Source organism: Pseudomonas sp. S3_A03 (assembly GCF_054668275.1).
Genome location: NZ_CP162753.1, coordinates 3,635,875 through 3,654,424 on the forward strand (window position 1 = coordinate 3,635,875; position 18,550 = coordinate 3,654,424).

Annotated in this window: 20 protein-coding genes and 1 pseudogene; 7 read left to right on the top strand and 14 right to left on the bottom strand. The window is 62.2% G+C overall.

The window, feature by feature from the left end; all coding sequences use genetic code 11:
* Window positions 1-224 precede the first annotated feature (224 nt).
* The gene (locus AB4O25_RS16590; protein WP_065879332.1) at window positions 225-1,631 is read left to right on the top strand and encodes an adenosylmethionine--8-amino-7-oxononanoate transaminase; all 1,407 of its coding nucleotides are present in this window, start codon (window positions 225-227) and stop codon (window positions 1,629-1,631) included.
* Window positions 1,632-1,663: 32 nt separating this feature from the next.
* Window positions 1,664-2,383, top strand: coding sequence for a 16S rRNA (uracil(1498)-N(3))-methyltransferase (locus AB4O25_RS16595; RefSeq protein WP_017531000.1), 720 nt, complete (start codon window positions 1,664-1,666; stop codon window positions 2,381-2,383).
* Between the two features lie 68 nt (window positions 2,384-2,451).
* Here AB4O25_RS16595 and AB4O25_RS16600 read toward each other — a convergent pair whose 3' ends face one another.
* The 3 genes and pseudogenes from AB4O25_RS16600 to AB4O25_RS16610 form a co-directional block, all read right to left on the bottom strand.
* Window positions 2,452-3,354, bottom strand: a complete 903-nt coding sequence (locus AB4O25_RS16600; RefSeq protein WP_460149790.1) for a transporter substrate-binding domain-containing protein — start codon at window positions 3,352-3,354, stop codon at window positions 2,452-2,454.
* Window positions 3,355-3,379: 25 nt separating this feature from the next.
* Window positions 3,380-3,730: a RidA family protein gene (locus tag AB4O25_RS16605; protein ID WP_017530998.1), complete on the bottom strand. Its 351-nt coding sequence runs from the start codon at window positions 3,728-3,730 to the stop codon at window positions 3,380-3,382.
* Between the two features lie 10 nt (window positions 3,731-3,740).
* Window positions 3,741-5,103 (bottom strand): annotated as a pseudogene (locus AB4O25_RS16610) (D-amino acid dehydrogenase).
* On the opposite strand from AB4O25_RS16610, the gene AB4O25_RS16615 reads away from it, so the two are divergent.
* On the top strand, window positions 5,089-5,991 hold the full coding sequence (locus AB4O25_RS16615) for a LysR family transcriptional regulator (RefSeq protein ID WP_460149792.1): 903 nt from the start codon (window positions 5,089-5,091) through the stop codon (window positions 5,989-5,991). The pseudogene AB4O25_RS16610 and the gene AB4O25_RS16615 sit on opposite strands and share 15 nt — an antisense overlap.
* A 42-nt stretch (window positions 5,992-6,033) precedes the next feature.
* Here AB4O25_RS16615 and trhA read toward each other — a convergent pair whose 3' ends face one another.
* A complete protein-coding gene (gene trhA, locus AB4O25_RS16620) occupies window positions 6,034-6,651 on the bottom strand; it encodes a PAQR family membrane homeostasis protein TrhA (RefSeq protein WP_017530995.1) in 618 nt (205 codons plus the stop codon).
* Window positions 6,652-6,987: 336 nt separating this feature from the next.
* Between trhA and AB4O25_RS16625 the strand changes: the two genes are divergently transcribed.
* The 4 genes from AB4O25_RS16625 to AB4O25_RS16640 are packed head-to-tail and all read left to right on the top strand — an operon-like array spanning window position 6,988 to window position 10,162.
* A complete protein-coding gene (locus AB4O25_RS16625) occupies window positions 6,988-8,067 on the top strand; it encodes a TauD/TfdA family dioxygenase (protein ID WP_460149793.1) in 1,080 nt (359 codons plus the stop codon).
* Between the two features lie 24 nt (window positions 8,068-8,091).
* The gene (locus AB4O25_RS16630) at window positions 8,092-8,661 is read left to right on the top strand and encodes a chromate transporter (RefSeq protein WP_460149795.1); all 570 of its coding nucleotides are present in this window, start codon (window positions 8,092-8,094) and stop codon (window positions 8,659-8,661) included.
* Complete coding sequence (locus AB4O25_RS16635) at window positions 8,661-9,203, top strand: chromate transporter (RefSeq protein ID WP_460149796.1); 543 nt, start codon at window positions 8,661-8,663, stop codon at window positions 9,201-9,203. The genes AB4O25_RS16630 and AB4O25_RS16635 overlap by 1 nt, the downstream gene beginning before the upstream one ends.
* Before the next feature lie 38 nt (window positions 9,204-9,241).
* Complete coding sequence (locus tag AB4O25_RS16640; RefSeq protein ID WP_017530994.1) at window positions 9,242-10,162, top strand: LysR family transcriptional regulator; 921 nt, start codon at window positions 9,242-9,244, stop codon at window positions 10,160-10,162.
* A 38-nt stretch (window positions 10,163-10,200) separates the two neighbouring features.
* Here AB4O25_RS16640 and madM read toward each other — a convergent pair whose 3' ends face one another.
* From madM to AB4O25_RS16690, 10 genes are all read right to left on the bottom strand, one after another.
* On the bottom strand, window positions 10,201-10,965 hold the full coding sequence (gene madM / locus AB4O25_RS16645; RefSeq protein ID WP_026067508.1) for a malonate transporter subunit MadM: 765 nt from the start codon (window positions 10,963-10,965) through the stop codon (window positions 10,201-10,203).
* Window positions 10,966-10,970: 5 nt separating this feature from the next.
* A complete protein-coding gene (gene madL, locus AB4O25_RS16650; protein ID WP_065879327.1) occupies window positions 10,971-11,363 on the bottom strand; it encodes a malonate transporter subunit MadL in 393 nt (130 codons plus the stop codon).
* A 67-nt stretch (window positions 11,364-11,430) separates the two neighbouring features.
* Window positions 11,431-12,330, bottom strand: a complete 900-nt coding sequence (gene mdcH, locus AB4O25_RS16655) for a malonate decarboxylase subunit epsilon (RefSeq protein ID WP_017530991.1) — start codon at window positions 12,328-12,330, stop codon at window positions 11,431-11,433.
* Window positions 12,327-12,923 (bottom strand): malonate decarboxylase holo-ACP synthase, encoded by a 597-nt coding sequence (locus tag AB4O25_RS16660; protein ID WP_460149797.1) that lies wholly within the window; start codon window positions 12,921-12,923, stop codon window positions 12,327-12,329. The genes mdcH and AB4O25_RS16660 overlap by 4 nt, the downstream gene beginning before the upstream one ends.
* Window positions 12,917-13,675 (bottom strand): biotin-independent malonate decarboxylase subunit gamma, encoded by a 759-nt coding sequence (gene mdcE, locus AB4O25_RS16665; RefSeq protein WP_116078174.1) that lies wholly within the window; start codon window positions 13,673-13,675, stop codon window positions 12,917-12,919. Before mdcE ends, AB4O25_RS16660 begins: the two co-directional genes overlap by 7 nt.
* Window positions 13,672-14,514, bottom strand: a complete 843-nt coding sequence (locus AB4O25_RS16670; RefSeq protein ID WP_223496520.1) for a biotin-independent malonate decarboxylase subunit beta — start codon at window positions 14,512-14,514, stop codon at window positions 13,672-13,674. The genes mdcE and AB4O25_RS16670 overlap by 4 nt, the downstream gene beginning before the upstream one ends.
* On the bottom strand, window positions 14,507-14,806 hold the full coding sequence (locus AB4O25_RS16675) for a malonate decarboxylase subunit delta (protein WP_014720312.1): 300 nt from the start codon (window positions 14,804-14,806) through the stop codon (window positions 14,507-14,509). Before AB4O25_RS16675 ends, AB4O25_RS16670 begins: the two co-directional genes overlap by 8 nt.
* Window positions 14,806-15,639 carry a triphosphoribosyl-dephospho-CoA synthase gene (locus AB4O25_RS16680; protein ID WP_017530987.1) on the bottom strand — a complete coding sequence of 278 codons (834 nt, stop codon included), beginning with the start codon at window positions 15,637-15,639 and terminating at the stop codon, window positions 14,806-14,808. Before AB4O25_RS16680 ends, AB4O25_RS16675 begins: the two co-directional genes overlap by 1 nt.
* Window positions 15,640-17,310, bottom strand: coding sequence for a malonate decarboxylase subunit alpha (gene mdcA, locus AB4O25_RS16685; RefSeq protein ID WP_017530986.1), 1,671 nt, complete (start codon window positions 17,308-17,310; stop codon window positions 15,640-15,642).
* A 321-nt stretch (window positions 17,311-17,631) separates the two neighbouring features.
* Complete coding sequence (locus AB4O25_RS16690) at window positions 17,632-18,324, bottom strand: NBR1-Ig-like domain-containing protein (protein WP_017530985.1); 693 nt, start codon at window positions 18,322-18,324, stop codon at window positions 17,632-17,634.
* Between the last annotated feature and the right edge of the window lie 226 nt (window positions 18,325-18,550).

Below are 18,550 nucleotides of genomic sequence, written 5' to 3' on the forward strand. Positions count from 1 at the left end.
AATTAAAGCGGAAAATTTCGCTTTGAAATATCGAGAAATGTGATCTTGAGGGTATGAACAGTAAATTAACCAATGATTAAGGACTATCCAGAAGAAACGTGACAGTCCGTCCTGTGTTTACTGCCAATTCATGCGTAATGGGTTGTGACACAGCCGTCCATTGCATAGGCTTGCGCGATTGTTTCACCTGCGCCGCCCGCAGGACCGCTTCGAGGAGATCACCGATGGGCTTGAACAACCAGTGGATGCAACGCGACCTCGCGGTGCTGTGGCATCCCTGCACCCAGATGAAAGACCACCAGCAACTGCCGCTGATCCCGATCAAGCGCGGCGAAGGCGTCTGGCTGGAAGACTTCGAAGGCAAGCGCTACCTCGATGCCGTCAGTTCCTGGTGGGTCAACGTCTTCGGGCATGCCAACCCGCGCATCAACCAGCGCATCAAGGACCAGGTCGACCAACTGGAACACGTGATCCTCGCCGGCTTCAGCCACCAACCGGTGATCGAGTTGTCCGAACGCCTGGTCGCGATGACCCCCGAGGGCCTGACCCGCTGCTTCTATGCCGATAACGGCTCGTCGTGCATCGAAGTCGCGCTGAAGATGAGCTTCCACTACTGGCTCAACCGCGGCCTGCCGAACAAAAAGCGCTTCGTCACGTTAACCAACAGCTACCACGGCGAAACCATCGCCGCGATGTCGGTGGGTGACGTGCCGCTGTTTACCGAGACCTACAAGGCGCTGCTGCTCGACACCATTAAAGTGCCGAGCCCCGATTGCTACCTGCGCCCCGAAGGCGTGAGCTGGGAAGAACATTCGCGCACCCTGTTCCAGGCCATGGAACAGACCCTGGCGGACAACCACGACAGCGTCGCCGCCGTGATCGTCGAACCGCTGATCCAGGGCGCCGGTGGCATGCGCATGTACCACCCGGTGTACCTCAAGCTGCTGCGCGAAGCCTGCGACCGCTACGGCGTGCACCTGATCCACGACGAAATCGCCGTAGGCTTCGGCCGCACCGGCAGCATGTTCGCCTGTGAACAGGCCGGTATTCGTCCGGACTTCCTGTGCCTGTCCAAGGCCCTGACGGGCGGCTACTTGCCACTGGCGGCGGTGGTTACCACCGATGATGTCTACGACGCGTTCTACGACGACTACCCAACCCTGCGCGCCTTCCTGCATTCCCACAGCTACACCGGCAACCCGCTGGCGTGCGCGGCGGCTTTGGCGACCCTGGATATTTTCGAAGAAGACAACGTCATCGAAAACAACAAGGCCCTGGCCCAGCGCATGGCCACGGCCACCGCGCATCTGGTCGATCATCCGCATGTGTCGGAAGTGCGCCAGACCGGCATGGTGCTGGCCATCGAGATGGTCCAGGACAAGGCCACCAAGGCCGCCTACCCATGGCAGGAACGCCGTGGCCTCAAGGTGTTCGAGCATGCCTTGGAGCGCGGCGCCCTGTTGCGCCCGTTGGGCAGCGTGGTGTATTTCCTGCCGCCGTATGTGATTACGCCGGAGCAGATCGACTTCTTGGCGCAAGTTGCCAGTGAAGGCATCGATATCGCGACCAACAGCAAGGTCAGCGTCGCCGTGCCAAAAGACTTCCACCCGGGCTATCGCGACCCAGGCTGATCGCTCCTACCTGAATTTTGCAGAGAACCGAAATGAGACTGTCCCGTTTTTTCACCGACACCCCGCTGAGCCTCGGCGACGTTGAACTGCCCGAAGCCCAGGCGCATTACATCAGCCGCGTGCTGCGCATGGGCGAAGGTGACGCCGTGCAATTGTTTGACGGCTCCGGGCAAGAGTTTCGCGGCACGTTGCTGGAGGTCGGTAAAAAACGCGTCACCGTGCAACTGACGGAACACTTCGCAGGCCAGACCGAATCGCCGCTGCACATCCACCTCGGCCAGGGCCTGTCCAGGGGCGAGCGCATGGATTGGGCGATCCAGAAAGCCACGGAACTGGGCGTCAACGCGATCACGCCGATTTTCAGCGAGCGCTGCGAAGTGCGCCTCAAGGACGAACGCGCCGACAAACGCCTGCTGCACTGGCGCCAGGTGGCGATCAGCGCGTGCGAACAATGCGGGCGTTCGACGGTGCCGGTGATTCACCCGCCGCTGTTGCTGGCGGACTGGCTGAAGCAGACCGAGGCCGACCTCAAGCTGGTGCTGCACCCGGTGGCCGAGCCGATGGTCAGCCATGCCAAGCCTTCGAGCCTGGCGTTCCTGATCGGTCCCGAGGGTGGGCTGACCGATAATGAAGTCCAAACCGCTCAAGACGCCGGCTACCATGCTGCTCGCCTCGGCCCGCGCGTGTTGCGCACCGAGACCGCGCCGGTAGTTGCGCTGGCAGTCGCGCAACAACTGTGGGGCGACTTCTAACCGCGCGCTGTAAACCCAATCCAAATGTGGGAGGGGGCCCCCTCCCACATTGATCGGGTTACCACTTCTTACTCCACCGGATCACTGACCGGCTTGGCAATAATTGCCTTCAACTCGCTGGTCATCGGGAATTCCAGGTTCAAGCCCTTGGGCGGAATCGGCTGTTCAAACCAGCGCTGGTAAATCCCGTTGATTTCACCGCTGCGGTACAGCTCACCGAGGGTCTCGTTGACCACCGCGAGAAACTGCGGGTCGTCCTTGCGCACCATGCAGCTGTAGATCTCGCGCGATTGCTCCTCGCCCACCACCACCCAGTGGTGCGGGTCCCTGGCCTTGGCGCGCTCGCCGTAGAGCAGTGCGTCGTCCATATAGAACGCCACCGCGCGGCCCGTCTCCAGCATCTTGAACGCCTCGCCATGGTCCTTGGCACTGATCACAAACATATTGGCCTTGTGCTCGGCGTTGTAGCTCTTGAGGAAACGTTCGTTGGTGGTCCCCGCCGTGGTCACCACGTTCTTGCCCACCAGGTCGGCAAAGCCCTTGATGCCGCTGTCCCTGGCCGTGAGCAATTGGCCCTTCACGTAAATAAAACCGTAGGAAAACGCCACCTGCTTCTGCCGCTCGGCGGTCACCCCGGTAGAGCCGCACTCCAGATCCACGGTGCCGTTCTGCACCAGCGGGATGCGGGTCTGGGAGGTCACCAGGGTGTAGTTCACCTTAAGGTTCGCGACCCCGGTTTTCTGCTGGATACGCTCGATAATCCTGCTCGCCAGGTCAACCGAATACCCCATGGGTTTGCCGCTGCTATCGCCCACATAGGAAAACGGCACCGACGCATCGCGATAACCCAGGGTGATGGACCGGGTGTTGGCTATCTTGCTCAACGTACCGTCCAGCGCCGGTTCATTCGCATGTGCCTGCGCGCCCAGCAAAAGCCCCAGGGTGCAGCCGGTCAACAGGATCTTTTTCATTGTTATTCTCCGTGGCAATGTGAAGTTATTTACGTACGGCAATCACGCTGATTTCCACCAGCACGCTGGGTCGCGCCAGCTCGGCTTGCAGGGTGGTCCGTGTGGGCGCCATCCCCGGTGTCAGCCATGCGGACCACGCTTCGTTCATCGGCGCGAAACCGCTGCCGATGTCCTTCAGGTAAATGGTCGCATTGAGCAGGTGATCCTTGTCGCTGCCCGCCTCGGCCAGCAGTGCATCGATCTTGGCCAGCACTTCGCGGGTCTGGGTCGCCATGTCCTGGCCCTCGCCCGGCACTTGGCCCGACAGGAACACCAGGTCCTTGAAGGTGACGGCACCGCTGAGACGTTCATTGCTGCTGATTCGGGTAATGCTCATGGGGGCATCCTCAAGCGGCGCGGGGCGTCAGGCCCTGCATATCAATGGAAGGATTGCGCTGGCCAATCAGTTCGGCGAGCAACTGGCCGCTGCCGCAGGCCAGGGTAAAACCCAAGGCGCCGTGGCCGAGGTTCAGCCACAGGTTGCGATAGTGGCTGGCGCCGATCAGCGGCACACCGGTTGGCGTGGCCGGGCGCATACCGGCCCATTCCACCGCATGGTCATAGTCACCAGCCGTAGGAAAGGTCTCTAGAGCCTGACGTTTGATCAGCGCCAGGCGCTTGGGCTCAAGGCCTGCGTCGAAGCCGACGATATCCACCATGGCCGCGATCCGCAGTTGTTCACCGATGCGCGCATAGACGACCTTGCGGTCGTAGTCGGTGATGCTCACGCTCGGCGCCTGGTGCCGCGCGCCGATCGGCACGCTCAGGCTGTAGCCCTTGAGCGGGTAAAGCGGCAGCGCCAGGCCCGGCAGCCGCAGTTCGGCGCTGCGATGCCCCGCCGCCAATACCAGGTGCTCGACCGGCATCACCTCGTCGCCCAGCTCGATGGCCTGTACCAGCCCCTGCATGGCGAACACCGGTGACCTTGCGCGCCAACACAAAGCGACAGCGCCCGGACGCCTCCAGCCGCGCCGCCAAACGCTGGCAGAAGGCATGGCAATCGGCGACTTCCTCGTTTGGCGTATAAATCCCGCCGACAAACCCACTGCCCGCCAACGCCGGCTCCAGGCGTGTGCAATCGGCGGCCGAGAGCACCTGCTGCTGCAGGATATCGGTGACTTTGCTGCGTGCATGTTTAAAGCTGCCGGCGTTGCGAAAGGTCACCAACTTGCCGTTGCGGCGCCAGTCGAAGCCGTCCAGGCAGTCGTCCTCGCGCCATTGCTGCAAAGTGCTTTGGCTCAGCGACGCCAGGCGCAGCAGGTGGCCCGCATTGCGTTGGTTCACCGAACTGCGGCAGGCACCCATGAAGGCCGCCATCCAACGCCATTGCTGCGGGTCGAGCCGTGGACGCAGCTTCAATGGCGAGTCACCGCGCAGCAGCCAGCCAAGCGCTTGCAGCGGCACGCCGGCATCCGCCAACGGCGCGACATAGCGGTAGGACAGTTGCCCGCCATTGGCGAAGCTGGTTTCGCTGCCCAGCGTGTCGCGTGCGTCGATCACCGTCACCTCATGGCCGGCCCGCACCAGCGCATACGCACTGGCCAAGCCGATAACCCCACCACCGATGATGCAAACCTGCCTGGCCATCCCAGCCCCCAGCCGTTGATTGAAGAGAAGCCAAGCGTAGGCCCAGGTGACAGGACCCCGACAATCAATAAAGATGGGCCACCTATAAACAAAGGTTATGGACTCGCCATGCGCTTGCGTCATATCGAAATCTTCCAGGCCATACGCCAGACCGGCTCCATCAGCGCCGCCGCGCAGTTGTTGCACGTGTCGCAACCGGCGGTGACCAAGGTGCTGCAACACGCCGAGCTGCAGCTGGGCTTCCCGTTGTTTTTGCGCGTGCGTGGCAAATTGCAGCCCACCCCGGAAGCCCTGGCGCTGGAAGGTGAAGTGGAGAAAGTCACCGCGAGCCTGCAAGGCGTGCGGCGCCTGGCCAAGAGCTTGCGCCGCGCACCGGGGCAAAGTGTGCGCATTGGGGCAATCCCGGCGTTGGCCCTGTCGCTGCTGCCGCCGGCGATTCTGGAGTGGAAACGCGATTACCCGGACATGGCCTGCGAGTTGTCCAGCGACCATAGCCGCGAGTTGGTGCAAAAGTTGTTGATGCGCGAGATCGACCTGGCGCTGACCCTCAACTTTTCCGGTCATCCGGGGCTTACCACCCAAACACTGGCCAACGGCGTGCTCGTGGCGCTGGCCTCCAAAGGCTATTGGCCAGACGCCGAGCTGCATCAGCCGTTGCCATTGGCCGACCTGGCGGGGGCGCCGCTGATAGGCCTGTCCAGCGCCGACCCGCTGGCGGCGAAACTCGACAGCTACCTGGAAAGTGTTGAGCCGGCGCCGAGGGTGACGATCTCGGTACAAACCTATTCGTTGGCGCGGGCGATGGTGGAGTCCGGTGCCGGTTTAACGGTGATCGACCCATTCACCGCGTTGGGCGCCTCGACGGCCACCACCTGCATCCGCCCACTCACCCCGCCGCTGCCGATCACCTTGTATGCCCTGACCCGCGCCAACGAGCCGCCGCCGCATATGTTGGCCAAGTTGCTGGAAATCTTCGGTAAGCGGGCGTGTGAGTTATTGGAGCGCCTCTAAGGACACCGTAGATCGGTGGGAGGGGGTTTGCTCCTCCCACACTTAAAGCACGTAATGCATGATCGCCACAAAATGCAGCAGGCTGCCGCCGATCACAAACAAATGCCAGATCCCATGGGAATGCCGCAGGCGATCCTCCAAGGCAAAAAAAATGATACCGACGGTGTACAGCACACCACCCGCCGCCAGCCATGTGAACCCTGCCATACCCAGCCCGGCGATCAGCGGCTTGACCGCCACCAGCACGATCCAGCCCATCACCGCGTAAATCACGATGGACAAGATGCGCGCCTCGGAGCGCGGCTTGATCTCCTGCAAAATCCCGATCACCGCCAGCCCCCACACAATGCCGAACAACGTCCAGCCCCACGGGCCGCGCAACGTCACCAGGCAAAACGGTGTGTAACTGCCGGCGATCAACAGGTAGATCGAAAAGTGATCGACCTTTTGCATAATCTCTTTTCGCCGCCCGCGCACGCTGTGGTACACGGTCGACGCGCTGTACAGCACCATCAGCGTAAAGCCATAGATCGCCACGCTGACGATCTTCCAGGGGCTGCCATCCAGGCTCGCCACCACCAGCATCCACACAGCGCCAATGCACGCCGCGACTGCACCGAGCAAATGGCTCCAGGCGTTGAAGCGTTCCCCGTGATACATGTGTCACTCACCTCTGGATTACTGCCGCTAGACCGAAACCAGTCTTGTGCAACTCAAGAAAAAACGGGCGCCGTGATTATCTGACGCCTATATGACAGCCGTTTTCGCATCGGCAACACATTGGCTTATCCGGCATAGCGATTTCTCGGTTTCGCTCAAGGTACCAAGAGCATTCATGCGAAGAAAAAAGAAACAGCCTGCAAACCGCTGAGCTGTCTTCCTATCGACAGACGCCAACGATCACGCCTGCCAATCGCTATGGTTTGACGACCCACACCACTTGGATTATTTAGCTCAAACCCCTGTGATGTGAGCCCCTGCGCCAGGAGTACCAATATGCCTACCAAGCCTTCCGTGCCAGAGGGTTGCCAACCCGTATCCAACGAGCCGTGGAGTTCCGCCGGTTTGCGTGACGCACATCGGCTATGGGTCCACACCTTGTCTACCGAACAAGTCCACGAGGTAGAGCGAGCACTGATCCATATCCAGCGTTGCGCAAAGTCCGCGTTGCACTGTCGACCTGACGACTTCCCTCTTCCAAACCTGCATTCGATGCTGCAAAGGGCCGTCCTCGCCTGTGAGACCCGACTGGGCATCTTTTTGATCCGCGGTCTGCCCATTTCTCATCTCAGCGAAACACAGGCATGGTGGCTGGCGTGGGGTATCGGTCTGCACCTGGGAGTACCCCTTATCCAAAACGATACCGGTCAGTTGCTGGTGGATGTGCGTGACATCAGCGGCGGCGCCGAAAGGTTACGTGATCACGCCACCCGCGCAACGATGGGTTTTCACGTAGATTCCTGTGACCTTACGGCCCTGCTCTGCAGACGCAAAGCCGCCTACGGCGGGCACACCCAAGTCGCCAATATGCTGACCATCCATAATCAGCTAGCCCGAGAAAACCCTGCCTGGCTACAGGCTCTTTATCAACCACTACCATTCCTGGATTTAGCTGGAGAGGGGTTCTTCAGTTGCCCGGTGTTCGCGGTCCATCACGGCATTTTTGCGGGGCGCTTCTACCGTAAACGTATACTCGCCTGCCGCCACTTGCCCGTTGCGCCGACGCTGTCGAACACCACGCTGGACGCCATTGAGGCCTTCGAGCAGTTGGCCTCGGCGCCGGAAAACTGTCTGGAAATTCAATTGCAACCAGGCGATCTGCACCTGTTGAATAATCACGTCGTTTGCCATGCCCGCACCCCATTCACCGACTCAGGGCCAATGGATGACAAACGTCACTTGTTTCGTCAATGGTTTGCCACCCCCTTCAGCCGCCCGTTGCCCCAATCATTCTGGCAAGCCTATGGACGAACGGGTACGGCAACACTGCGCGGGGGCTATCGCGGGTGGCAGCCAACGCCACAGATTCTTTGCTTTCAGCAGCAACTCGCCGAACTTCACGGAGTGATTGCCTGATCACCCTTGCCAGCGGATTCCATCATGTCCTCACCCGCCCCCTCCCTCGCCTCAGCCCCAAGTTTGTGGCAGCTGTTTTGCAACTTCGCAGCGGTTGGCCTGTGCGGATTCGGTGGCGTACTGCCCTGGGCGCGGCAGATGATGGTCGATCGTCGGCAGTGGGTCAGCGAACAAGCGTTCAATGAGTTGCTGGCCACCGGCCAGTTCTTCCCCGGCCCGAATATCGCCAATGTAGCCATCATCTATGGCCGACGCCAGCATGGTTTTCCCGGTGCGGTTGCGACCGTGTGCGGGCTGTACCTGTTCCCTTCCATCATCACCGTGCTGGCCGGCTTCGCCTATGCGACGTGGTGGACGAACGAGGTGGTGCAGCAGATTTTCGGCGCCGTCATGCCCATCGCTACCGGGCTGGTTCTCGGCACCACCCTGCGCCTGCTCAAGGCTATGCCCAGGACCGTTGCCAACACCCTCACCTTGCTGCTGACCTTCGTACTGATGGCAATACTGGTGTTGCCCTTGTGGGCGGTGCTGCTGATCTGCATCCCCGGTTCACTGGCCCTGGGTTTGTTCGATACGCGCAAGGTGGCCCCCTGATGCAAGGCACCCTCCTGCACCTGATGCTCCAATGCGCGCTGTGGTCGCTGATGTCGATCGGCGGCAACATGGTCGCCCTTGGCGATATCCACCGCTACTCCGTGAATGATATGAACTGGCTGACCGACGCACAGTTCGTTGCGTTTTTTGCCCTGTCCCAGGCCTTGCCCGGCCCCAACGGCATGCTGCTGGTGTTTATCGGCCAGCAGGCAGCAGGGTTGCCGGGGGCGGCCGTCGCACTGCTGGCCAAGCTGGTGCCCTGCTCGATACTCACTTACGTGGGGGCCGGCTGGCTGGAAAAACACACCGCCACAGCGTGGGTGCAGCGGGTCAAGCGCAGCCTGCTGCCGGTCTCGATCGGGCTGATTCTCGCCGCCAGCTACATCCTGGTTAACAGCCTGGGGACCAACACCACCCGCCTGGTGTTGACCCTCGCCAGCGCCGCCGTGGTGTACTACACGCGCTTGAACGCGATCTGGCTGATCATCTTCGGTGTGGGGCTGGGCATGGGCAGCGCATGGCTGGGAGTGAACGGGTTTTAGGGGCACAATCGACCGCATTCGAACAAGAGCCCACGGCCATGCTGATCGACGAAGAATTCACCCTCAAAAAGCTCGAGATCTTCCTGGCGTTCATGCGCACCGGCAACCTGGCCCGCGCCGCCGCCGAGCTGCAGACCAGCAATGTCAGCGTGCACCGCGCCATTCATTCGCTGGAAAACGCCCTGCGTTGCCCGCTGTTCAAACATGAAGGGCGTAACCTCACCCCGCTCGAAAGCGCCTACGTGCTCGAAGAGCGCGCGCAGAAACTGGTGGCCGATGTGGTCGACAGCGTGCGCCTCACTCGCGAAGCCGCTGGTTTCTCGGCTGAACGCTTCAAACTCGGCTCGCTGTATTCGCTGACGGTCAAGACCGTGCCGCAACTGATCATGGGCCTGAAGATTCGCCGCAGCGAGCTCAACATCGACCTGATCCTGGGCTCCAATTTCGACCTGCTCTATAAGCTCAAGAACATGGAAGTCGACGCGATCCTCATCTCCCTTGACGAACATGCCAACGACCCCGATTGCGAGCAGATCGCACTGTTTAGCGATGACATCTTCCTCGCCACGCCGGCCGACTCGCCCTTGGACCGCACCCAGGAAATCGATCTGGCCGAGGTGCGCGACGCCACCTTCATTACCCTCACCCAAGGCTTCGCCACCCACCAGGACGGCAACCGGGTGTTCAAGCAAGCGGGGTTCGAGCCGAAGGTGGCGATGCAGGTCAATGACATCTTCACGCTGTTGAGCATGGTCAGTTCGGGGGTGGGTTATGCACTGCTGCCGGGGCGGATTGCGGCGGTGTATGAGAACCGCGTAAAGCTGATACCGCTGCAAGCCAGGTATCGGTTGCAGCAGCATATTGGCGTGGTGTTCTTGAAGGCCAAGGAGCGTGACCCGAACTTGCTGGCGTTGTTGGCGGAGTGCCGGATGTATGCCAATCGGCAGGTGCCAGCCTGAGACTCCGCCATCGGGAGCAAGCCCCGCAAACCCCGAGGTCAGCCCACCAACCCCCGCATCAGCAGAAACAACAACGACGGCCCCAGCAGACAGCCCAGCGCCGTATAAAACGCCGCCGTCAAACAGCCATATGGCACCAGCTTCGGATCGGTCGCCGCCAGCCCGCCCGCCACACCGCTGGAGGTGCCCATCAACCCGCCGAAAATCACCGCGCTGCGCGGGTTGTTGAGCCCAATCAGCGGCGCCACGAACGGGGTCATCACCATCACCAGAATGGCCTTGATCAACCCCGCCGCAATCGACAACGCCATCACTTCGGAACTGGCGCCAATCGCCGCGCCCGTCACCGGGCCGACGATGTAGGTGACGGCGCCCGCACCAATGGTGGTGAGGCTCACGGCATCGGTGTAACCGAACGCCATGGCCACGCCGACACCCGCCACAAACGATGAGCCAACGCCGACGAACAGCGCCAGCACCCCCACGTAGCCCGCGCGCTTGAGCTCATCGACACTGACCCCAAACGCCGTGGCGACGATGGCGAAGTCCCGCAGCATCGCGCCGCCCAACAGGCCGATACCCGACAGCAACGGAATATCCACCACACCCTTGGAGCCACCGGTAAAGGCCCCGCCCACATACGACAGCACCAGGCCCAGCAGAATGGCGATGGCCGAACCGTGCAGGCGGCCTTTGGTGAAGGTGTCGGAGATCCAGTAGGACACCCACATGGTCAGGCCGATCACCGCAAAACCGCTGATCAGGCCGTAGCCGGTGATCACTTTCATCATGGATTCGTACATGGCGATCACCCGGCGTCTTTGGTGGGAACAGCTGCACTCGGCTCACGATTGCCGATGCGCGACAGCACCGGCACCAGGGCAAAGCCCAGCACTACCGCAAGCGTACCGGCCAGAATCGCCATGGGCCCGCCGCTGATGGCGCCATACACGTTCTGCTGGGCAGCCATGGCCACCACAATCGGGATATAAATCGCGGCCCAGAAGCTCACGCCTTGCTCCGACTTACCGGTAAACAGCCCCCGTTTGGCCAGATAACTGCCCAGCCCGATCAACAGCAACATGGCGATACCTACCCCGCCAACGTTGGCCGGAATGCCCATCCATTTACCCAGCAGCTCACCAATAAACAGGCCGAACAATGTGCAAAGCGCCAAAAATGCCACACCGTAAATAATCATTGTTGTTGTCCTCAAAGTGCTCGATCGAAATTGTTGTTTTTGTGCTTCGAAAGCCTCGGGTGATGCTTTATCGGTGGCGGCGCTCCTCCTCTTGCAGCAGGGCCTGCAAGGTGTCCAGGCGCGCGCCTTCGCAGGCGATCACCGTACCTTGTTCAAATACGCGCCGTGACAAACCAGTGAGCACGGCGCCCGGGGGCAGTTCGATTTGCAGGCGCACGCCGCGCTCGTAAGCGCTTTGCACGGTGCCGCGCCAGTCGACGATGCGGCACATGTTGAAGGCCAGGTCGTCGCGCAATTGCTCGGGGTTGTGGATCGGCCGCGCACGGGTACTGCTCAGGTAGGTGATGCGCGGCGTCTTGAGCGCGACGAACGCTCGGGCCAGTGCCTGGGCCGGTTGCTCCAACAGTGCGCAATGGGATGGCACGCTGACAGCCAGGCGCTTGGCGATGCCGTTACCCTTGATGCGCTGGGCGACACGTGCCATGGCGGCGTCGCTGCCGGCGATCACGGTCTGGTTATCGGCATTGATATTGGCCAGGTATACCGGCGTTTGCGCGCTGTGGACGTCGGCGAGCAGCTGTTCGACCGTGGATAACTGCGGGCCGATAAGCGCGGTCATGCCGTAGCCCTGCGGATAAGCCTGTTGCATCAGTTCACCGCGCAGGCTGACCAGTTTGACCGCATCGACGAAGTCCAGCGCACCGGCGATCACCGCCGCCGGGTAGGCGCCGATGGACAGGCCCGCCACATAGTCCGGCGTGTGTTGCAGCAGGCGCGCATGGGCGACGCCGGCGATCAACAGGCACAGCTGAACCGCGCGGGTCGACGCCAGGGCCTGTGCGTCATCGAGCCGGCGAACGTCCTCGCCCAAGGCCTGGCTGGCTTCATCCAACACCTGGGCAGGCAATGACCGGAGCATGCCCGGCCGTTGCGCGCCCTGCCCTGGGAAGACCAGCAGGCTGCTCATGCCACCGCCTGCCAGGGGTCGAGCACAAGGTGCGCGCCGCCGGCGGTCTTGAGCAGCACCCGCCGCGAGGGGCCAGCCCACTCACGCAAGGCCACCGCGCCAAACGGGGTTTGCAGTTGCAGGTCGACCGCGCATACCGCCTTGTCCAACCTCGCCAGCAGGTCTCGGGCGCTGTCGCGCGCCAGCGGCTCGGGGGCGCGCAGGATCAAATCCAGGTCACTCAAGGCATGCAGCGCTTCAATGCCGGTGGCCAGCTCAAAACCGGCGCTGCCGCTGACACCCCAGTTGGCCTGCGCCAGAACCGGCCGCAGTTGCTCCAGCGCCTGCAATGCGGGCAAAACACGGGGCGAGATCACGCCGCGCAGCGCTTCGGGCACCACACGCCGACACACGGCGGCAATCGGCATGTGGGCGGCAAACCGCTGCTCGCGCAAACGCCCGCGCACACCCACCGCCACCTGGCCCGGCTCGGCGAGGGCGCGACGCACCACCACCGGTTGCCCGGAGCTGATCGCGTCCACCGCCCAGGCCGGAGCATCGGCGGGCAGGTGCGCCGGGGTCATGCCCCAGAGCAGGTCATGGGCGTTCACCATTGCTCCCGCAACAGCTGGCGCACGTGGCTGGAGGCGGCGCGATGAGGTGCGCCAAGGCGCCCGCTCAAATCGGTAGCGGTAATATCCTTGATCGCCGCCGCCAGGCACTCGCGGACCCGCGCCACATCCTCCGGCGTCGGTTGTTCAATCCGGCTCACCGATAAGGTCTCCCACAACAAACCTAGGCTGGCATAGCTGTCGATGTCATAGGCCATCGGCGGCACGCTGGCGGCCAGGGTTTCCAACTCTTCGACACTGCGCAAAGTCACCCGCGCGGCCGAGGCCTTGCCCATGGCGTGTACCATCACGCCGGGGTCACGCAGGGCAATCAGGCGGTTGGCCTGGTAGCCGTGGGCGAGGAACGCACCGGACATAGCCTTGCCCACCAACAGCGCAATCACCGGGTGCCCGGCCAAGCGCGCGCGAGCGTAGGCATCGGCGGCGGCGGCCAGGGCTTGATGGATACCGAGGGCTTCTTCGCGACGGCCATAGGCTTGGCTCGGCACATCGACGATCGCGATGATCGGGCGCTTGTCGCCACGGGCAATGGCTTCATCCACCGCTTTGGCCAGGCCCCAGCCTTCCAGCAAGCCGACTTCGCCATTACGTGCGCGGGGGAACCGATTGTGCTCATCCGTGACCACCGCGATAAAACGTCCTGCCTGGCCATCGGCGACTCTCAGCGAAGCCGGCAACCCTTCGACAGTCGTCGCTCCAGCGCTCAACGCGTTGAACCACTGCAAACCTCTCATGAGCGTTCTCCCTGATACAGGTCGCGAACCGTCGCCGGATCGATTTGCGCCGTGGCGTCCAATTCGGCCAGGCGCGCGAGGTACAGGTCGGCCTGCCGGCTGCGCTGCCGGGCAGGCAAGCCTTTGTGCAGCAGCGCGGTGACGGTCTGTTGGATCTGTGCCACATCGTCGGCCACATAACGGTCGGCCAGGCCACTGTTGAAGCGCTGCTCGCCGCCGGTAAGGCTCCAGATAAACGGCCGGTCACGGGAGTCGTATTCTTGCAGCCCGGCTTCCTGCTCGATCACTTGCGGGCCGTTGAGGCCCAGGCGCGCTTCGCGGGTCACCACCAGATAGCTGCATAACCCGGCCGCGATGGACATGCCGCCAAAGCAGCCAACGCTGCCCGCCACCACGCCGATCACCGGCTGGTACTGGCGCAGGTCGACAATCGCCGCATGAATATCGGCAATCGCGGCCAGGCCCAGGTTGGCTTCCTGCAAGCGCACGCCGCCGGTTTCCAGCAGCAGCACGGCGCGGGTCGGGATACCGTTGCGGTTGTCTTCGGCCGCCAGTTCCAGTGCACCGGCGATTTTGGCGCCACCCACCTCACCCAGGCTGCCGCCCTGGAAGTTACCTTCGATGGCCGCCACCACCACCGGCAAGCCGTCGATGTTGCCTTTGGCGATGATCACCCCGTCGTCAGCCTGGGGCACCACGCCCTGGCGGCTGAGCCAGGGCGACATGACGCGTTGGAACGGGTCGAGCAGTTCACGGTAGGAACCGGCGTCCAGCAAGGCCTTGGCCCGCTGGCGCGCACCGAGTTCGACAAAGCTGTGTTTGGCGAGCAAGTCAGTCATGGCCGATCTCCTCGAAACCCTGCTCCAGGCGCAAGCGCACCACGCCGGGGGTGGCGCCGAAATCGTGGATATCAATGTTCAATGCCGGTGGCGTCTGCTCCTGGAAAATTCGTTCGAACAGGTGCTGCCAGCGTTGCTGCGCGCCGTTCACCGAGGTCTGTACCTGGATGGTCAGCGTGCCGGGCGTGCCCGGCTCCAGCAGCACTTCCAGGTCGCCCGAGCCGACGCAACCCACCAGCGCACGGCCTTTGGGCGGTTGCCCGGCGGGGAATTCAAAGGACAAGGTTTCCATCACAACGCTCCGTCGAGGCGGTCGATAAACAGGCAGGCGGCCAACAGGTCGGCGGCGCCACCGGGGGAGGCATTCAGGGCCAAGAGTTGGTTGTCGAGTTCGTGCAACTGGCGGCGACCGGCCAGGGTCGCGCTGCCGCCGGCGTCGAGCACCGCTTGAGCGCCGTGTTGCATCGCCCGCAGGCCGTCGGTGCCGGCGCGGTAAAGCACGCAGGTGTCGGCCAGCTCGGTCATGATCGCCAGCAAGGCGTCGAGGCGAGCGTTCTGTTCACCGACGTTTTGGCGGCGGCTTTTGTGCAGTTGCGGCAGGCCGCGTTGCGTCACGGCGGGGAATCCCAATTGCGCTTCTTCACGGGCACCGCGTGCGCCGTAGCGTTGCGCGACCTGGGCGCCGTGGCTCATTGGTTGGGGCGCGTGCCGGTCGTTGAGCAGGGCTAATCTGGCGGCATTCAGCGTTATGGCGCGCGGTTGCAGGGCTGCCGCGGCGGTCAGCAGGCCAAGTGCCCAGATCGCGCCGCGATGGGTGTTCACGCCTTGGGTGGTGGTGAGCATCGCCTGCTCGCCTTCACGACCGATGCGGCCGAGGGCTTCGCGCAGCGGCAAACCGACCTCGCCGAATTCAATGGCCGCCTCGGCCATTTCCTTGAACATCGGCCATAGCGACAGCGCCGAGGCGTGCATCAGGCCCAAGTGCAAATCGCTGTGGGCGCCGTTGCCGCGACGGTCCACCAGGGCGGGTTTGGGCGACAGGTCGGCTTCGTCAATCAGTGCATCGACGGCCATATCCGCCAGGCGCTCGGCGAGGCTCAGTGAGTGCAGTTTGAGGGCGCGCATTTACCAGCTCCTGAATTTGGCGGGCGGGTTGTACAAGCCACCGGACCATTCCACCAGGTCGGCCACGCTCTTGGCGGCCAGCAACTCGCGGGTGGCGTCGGTGCGGCGGATGCCGAGGTCTTCGGGCAAGGCGATCAAGCCTTCGCGGCGCATGCGTGCGGTGTCCTTGGGGTTGTGGCGCAGGCCGATGGCGGTCACTCCGGCAACGGCGGCAATCATCGCCTGGCGCTCTTCCAGGGAGCGCGCCTTGTACAGGTAAGCGATGCCTTCTTCGGTCAGCAGGTGGGTCACGTCGTCGCCGTAGATCATGATCGGCGCCAGGGGCATGCCGCTTTTGCGCGCCACTTCGACCGCATCCAGAGTGTCGACGAAGGTGGGTTTGCCGCCTTCCTGGAAGGTTTCGACCATCTGCACCACGAGTTTTTTGCCGCGTTCGAGCAGGGCTTCGGGCGCATCGTCGTGGCGCATGTCCAGCCAGGCCGGGGTGCCGTGGCGACGGCCGCGCGGGTCGTGGCCCATGTTCGGCGCCCCCCCGAAACCGGCAAGACGGCCACGGGTCACGGTGCTGGAATGACCGTCGCCGTCGACTTGCAGGGTGGCGCCGATAAACAGGTCCACCGCGTACTGGCCGGCCAGTTGGCAAAACATGCGGTTGGAGCGCATCGAGCCGTCGCGACCGGTGAAGAACACATCCGGCCGGGCGGCGATGTAGTTTTCCATGCCCAGTTCAGTGCCGAAACAATGCACGCTTTGCACCCAACCGCTTTCAATCGCCGGGATCAGCGTGGGGTGCGGGTTGAGGGTCCAGTTGCGGCAGATCTTGCCCTTCAGGCCCAGGGACTCGCCGTAGGTGGGCAGGATCAACTCAATGGCGGCAGTGTTGAAGCCGATGCCATGGTTGAGCGATTGCACATTGTGTTTTTCGTAGATGCCACGGATCGCCATCATCGCCATCAACACGTGCACCGGTTTGATATGGCGTGGGTCACGGGTGAACAGCGGCTCGATGTAGAACGGCTTGTCGGCCACCACCACAAAATCCACCCAACTGGCGGGGATGTCGACGCGCGGCAAGTCGCTGACGTCGTCCACCAACTGGTTGACCTGCACGATGACGATGCCATCGCTGAAGGCCGCCGGCTCGATCAGCGCGGGCGAATCTTCCGTGCTGGCGCCGGTGTAGATATTGCCGGCGCGGTCGGCCATGAAACCGGCGGAAAGTACGACGTTGGGGATCAGGTCCACCACCAGGCGGGCATAGAGTTCGATGTAGGTATGGATCGCGCCGATTTCCAGCAGGCCGTCTTCCAGCAACTGGCTGATGCGCAGGGATTGGGTGCCGGCGAAGGAAAAGTCCAGCTTGCGCGCGATGCCCTTTTCAAACAGGTCCAGATGCTCGGAACGCCCGACGCTGGGCATGATCATGTGCAAATCATGGAGCTTGGCGGGGTCGGCCTTGGCCAGGGAGCGAGAGAGGAAGTCGGCCTGCTTCTGGTTGTTGCCTTCCAGCACCACACGGTCGCCGGGCAGGATCAGCGCCTCAAGCGCTTCGACGATCCTGTCGCTGGGCAACACCGCGCCCTCTGCGTATTGTTTGACCAGCCCGAGCCGCCGCTGCTTCTCGTCGCGCCGCCGCGTCCAGCGCGAGTCGGGGGTTATTGTTGTTGTCATGGTCGCTCCACGGGGTTTGCTGTCGTGGGGCTTACCTTAGGAGTGATTCAGGGAGCCATCAATCAAGCTCAGTAGCAGACCGTTACGCCTGGAGTAACGAAAATCGAATTGTGGGAGGGGGGCTTGCTCCCGATGCCGGTGAGTCAGTCACTATATCTGGTGGCTGATCCACTGTTATCGGGAGCAAGCCCCACACATTTGCTCAGTGGTGTTGGTGGGATAGCGGTCCCAAAAAGGGACTGATCAGTCCCTGTTCGGGACCTTTTGCGGCGAAGGGCTGACCTGCTCCAGAGCGCTATGCACCAACACTGTCCGCAACGTTCAACGCGCCATAACGTTGACCAACACATGCAAAATGAACGCAGGCCCATAGCAAGGTTTTCCCTGCGCATCCTCAATTCTCCAGATTGAAGCCAACGTGCAGGTTTCCCTGGGGGCCGCAAACTCCACACTGATATGCACGGGCTGCCCCGGCAGCGTATCGGCAATGGGGAGTTCGCTGTGCAAGCTACGCAGGTGAGTGTCCAGCACGACCTCCAACTGACCTTGTGCATCAGCCCGGCGAGCAATCACATATTCCCCGTCCACACGCACCAGTCGTCGCCCGCGCCATGGGCGTGTGCCCAGGTTCTGAATCTCCCAGGTTTTCTGAAACACCTCCCCTGGCATTACGACAGTTTGATCAGGCATCGTGACATCGGCATTGAACACTGCGACGTCCTGCGGATCATGAACACCAATGGCTCGATTGGTCATAGCCATCGAGCAAGCATTTGCGGGCGCACCTGTCAGGTCAGCAAAGTAGCGAAACAGCAACAGAGGAGAAACTTGCAATGCCTTGGCCAGCTTGATCAGCGTGCGTACCGACGGGTCTTTGGACGCCCCATTCGCCAGACCGTACAGGTAGGTCCTGGAGATCCCCGCCTCCTTGGCCAACCTCGTCAGGGGCTTGCCCAACTCTCGGCCGCGCCGCGCAATCAGTGACTTGAGGGTATCTCGCGTTTTTATGTTCATGCGCAGTTTTCAGTTCCCACTCTTTGGGTGAACGTGATGTCTTTGTCCGCCAAAAAAGACAACCTGTCCGCCGCCACGTGTTTTGAGTCATGCACAATCGCCATCTGCTGGCGATGTTGTGAAGGACATGGATGGGTCCCTTTTAATCGGTCATATCCAGTGTCGTAGTTTCTCGCATGCTTGCGAACCTAGTGTTTGTTGCATTCCTTTACATCTACCTTGGATA

Bases quoted from the DNA above. Each gene is read 5' to 3' on its own strand.
- madM (WP_026067508.1), bottom strand. From the start codon at position 10,965: ATGTACGAATCCATGATGAAAGTGATCACCGGCTACGGCCTGATCAGC.
- AB4O25_RS16640 (WP_017530994.1), top strand. From the start codon at position 9,242: ATGCTGATCGACGAAGAATTCACCCTCAAAAAGCTCGAGATCTTCCTG.
- madL (WP_065879327.1), bottom strand. From the start codon at position 11,363: ATGATTATTTACGGTGTGGCATTTTTGGCGCTTTGCACATTGTTCGGC.
- AB4O25_RS16605 (WP_017530998.1), bottom strand. From the start codon at position 3,730: ATGAGCATTACCCGAATCAGCAGCAATGAACGTCTCAGCGGTGCCGTC.
- AB4O25_RS16630 (WP_460149795.1), top strand. From the start codon at position 8,092: ATGTCCTCACCCGCCCCCTCCCTCGCCTCAGCCCCAAGTTTGTGGCAG.
- AB4O25_RS16590 (WP_065879332.1), top strand. From the start codon at position 225: ATGGGCTTGAACAACCAGTGGATGCAACGCGACCTCGCGGTGCTGTGG.
- AB4O25_RS16595 (WP_017531000.1), top strand. From the start codon at position 1,664: ATGAGACTGTCCCGTTTTTTCACCGACACCCCGCTGAGCCTCGGCGAC.
- mdcE (WP_116078174.1), bottom strand. From the start codon at position 13,675: ATGAGAGGTTTGCAGTGGTTCAACGCGTTGAGCGCTGGAGCGACGACT.
- AB4O25_RS16675 (WP_014720312.1), bottom strand. From the start codon at position 14,806: ATGGAAACCTTGTCCTTTGAATTCCCCGCCGGGCAACCGCCCAAAGGC.
- trhA (WP_017530995.1), bottom strand. From the start codon at position 6,651: ATGTATCACGGGGAACGCTTCAACGCCTGGAGCCATTTGCTCGGTGCA.
- mdcH (WP_017530991.1), bottom strand. From the start codon at position 12,330: ATGAGCAGCCTGCTGGTCTTCCCAGGGCAGGGCGCGCAACGGCCGGGC.
- AB4O25_RS16670 (WP_223496520.1), bottom strand. From the start codon at position 14,514: ATGACTGACTTGCTCGCCAAACACAGCTTTGTCGAACTCGGTGCGCGC.
- AB4O25_RS16615 (WP_460149792.1), top strand. From the start codon at position 5,089: ATGCGCTTGCGTCATATCGAAATCTTCCAGGCCATACGCCAGACCGGC.
- AB4O25_RS16600 (WP_460149790.1), bottom strand. From the start codon at position 3,354: ATGAAAAAGATCCTGTTGACCGGCTGCACCCTGGGGCTTTTGCTGGGC.
- AB4O25_RS16635 (WP_460149796.1), top strand. From the start codon at position 8,661: ATGCAAGGCACCCTCCTGCACCTGATGCTCCAATGCGCGCTGTGGTCG.
- AB4O25_RS16625 (WP_460149793.1), top strand. From the start codon at position 6,988: ATGCCTACCAAGCCTTCCGTGCCAGAGGGTTGCCAACCCGTATCCAAC.
- AB4O25_RS16660 (WP_460149797.1), bottom strand. From the start codon at position 12,923: ATGGTGAACGCCCATGACCTGCTCTGGGGCATGACCCCGGCGCACCTG.
- AB4O25_RS16680 (WP_017530987.1), bottom strand. From the start codon at position 15,639: ATGCGCGCCCTCAAACTGCACTCACTGAGCCTCGCCGAGCGCCTGGCG.
- AB4O25_RS16690 (WP_017530985.1), bottom strand. From the start codon at position 18,324: ATGAACATAAAAACGCGAGATACCCTCAAGTCACTGATTGCGCGGCGC.
- mdcA (WP_017530986.1), bottom strand. From the start codon at position 17,310: ATGACAACAACAATAACCCCCGACTCGCGCTGGACGCGGCGGCGCGAC.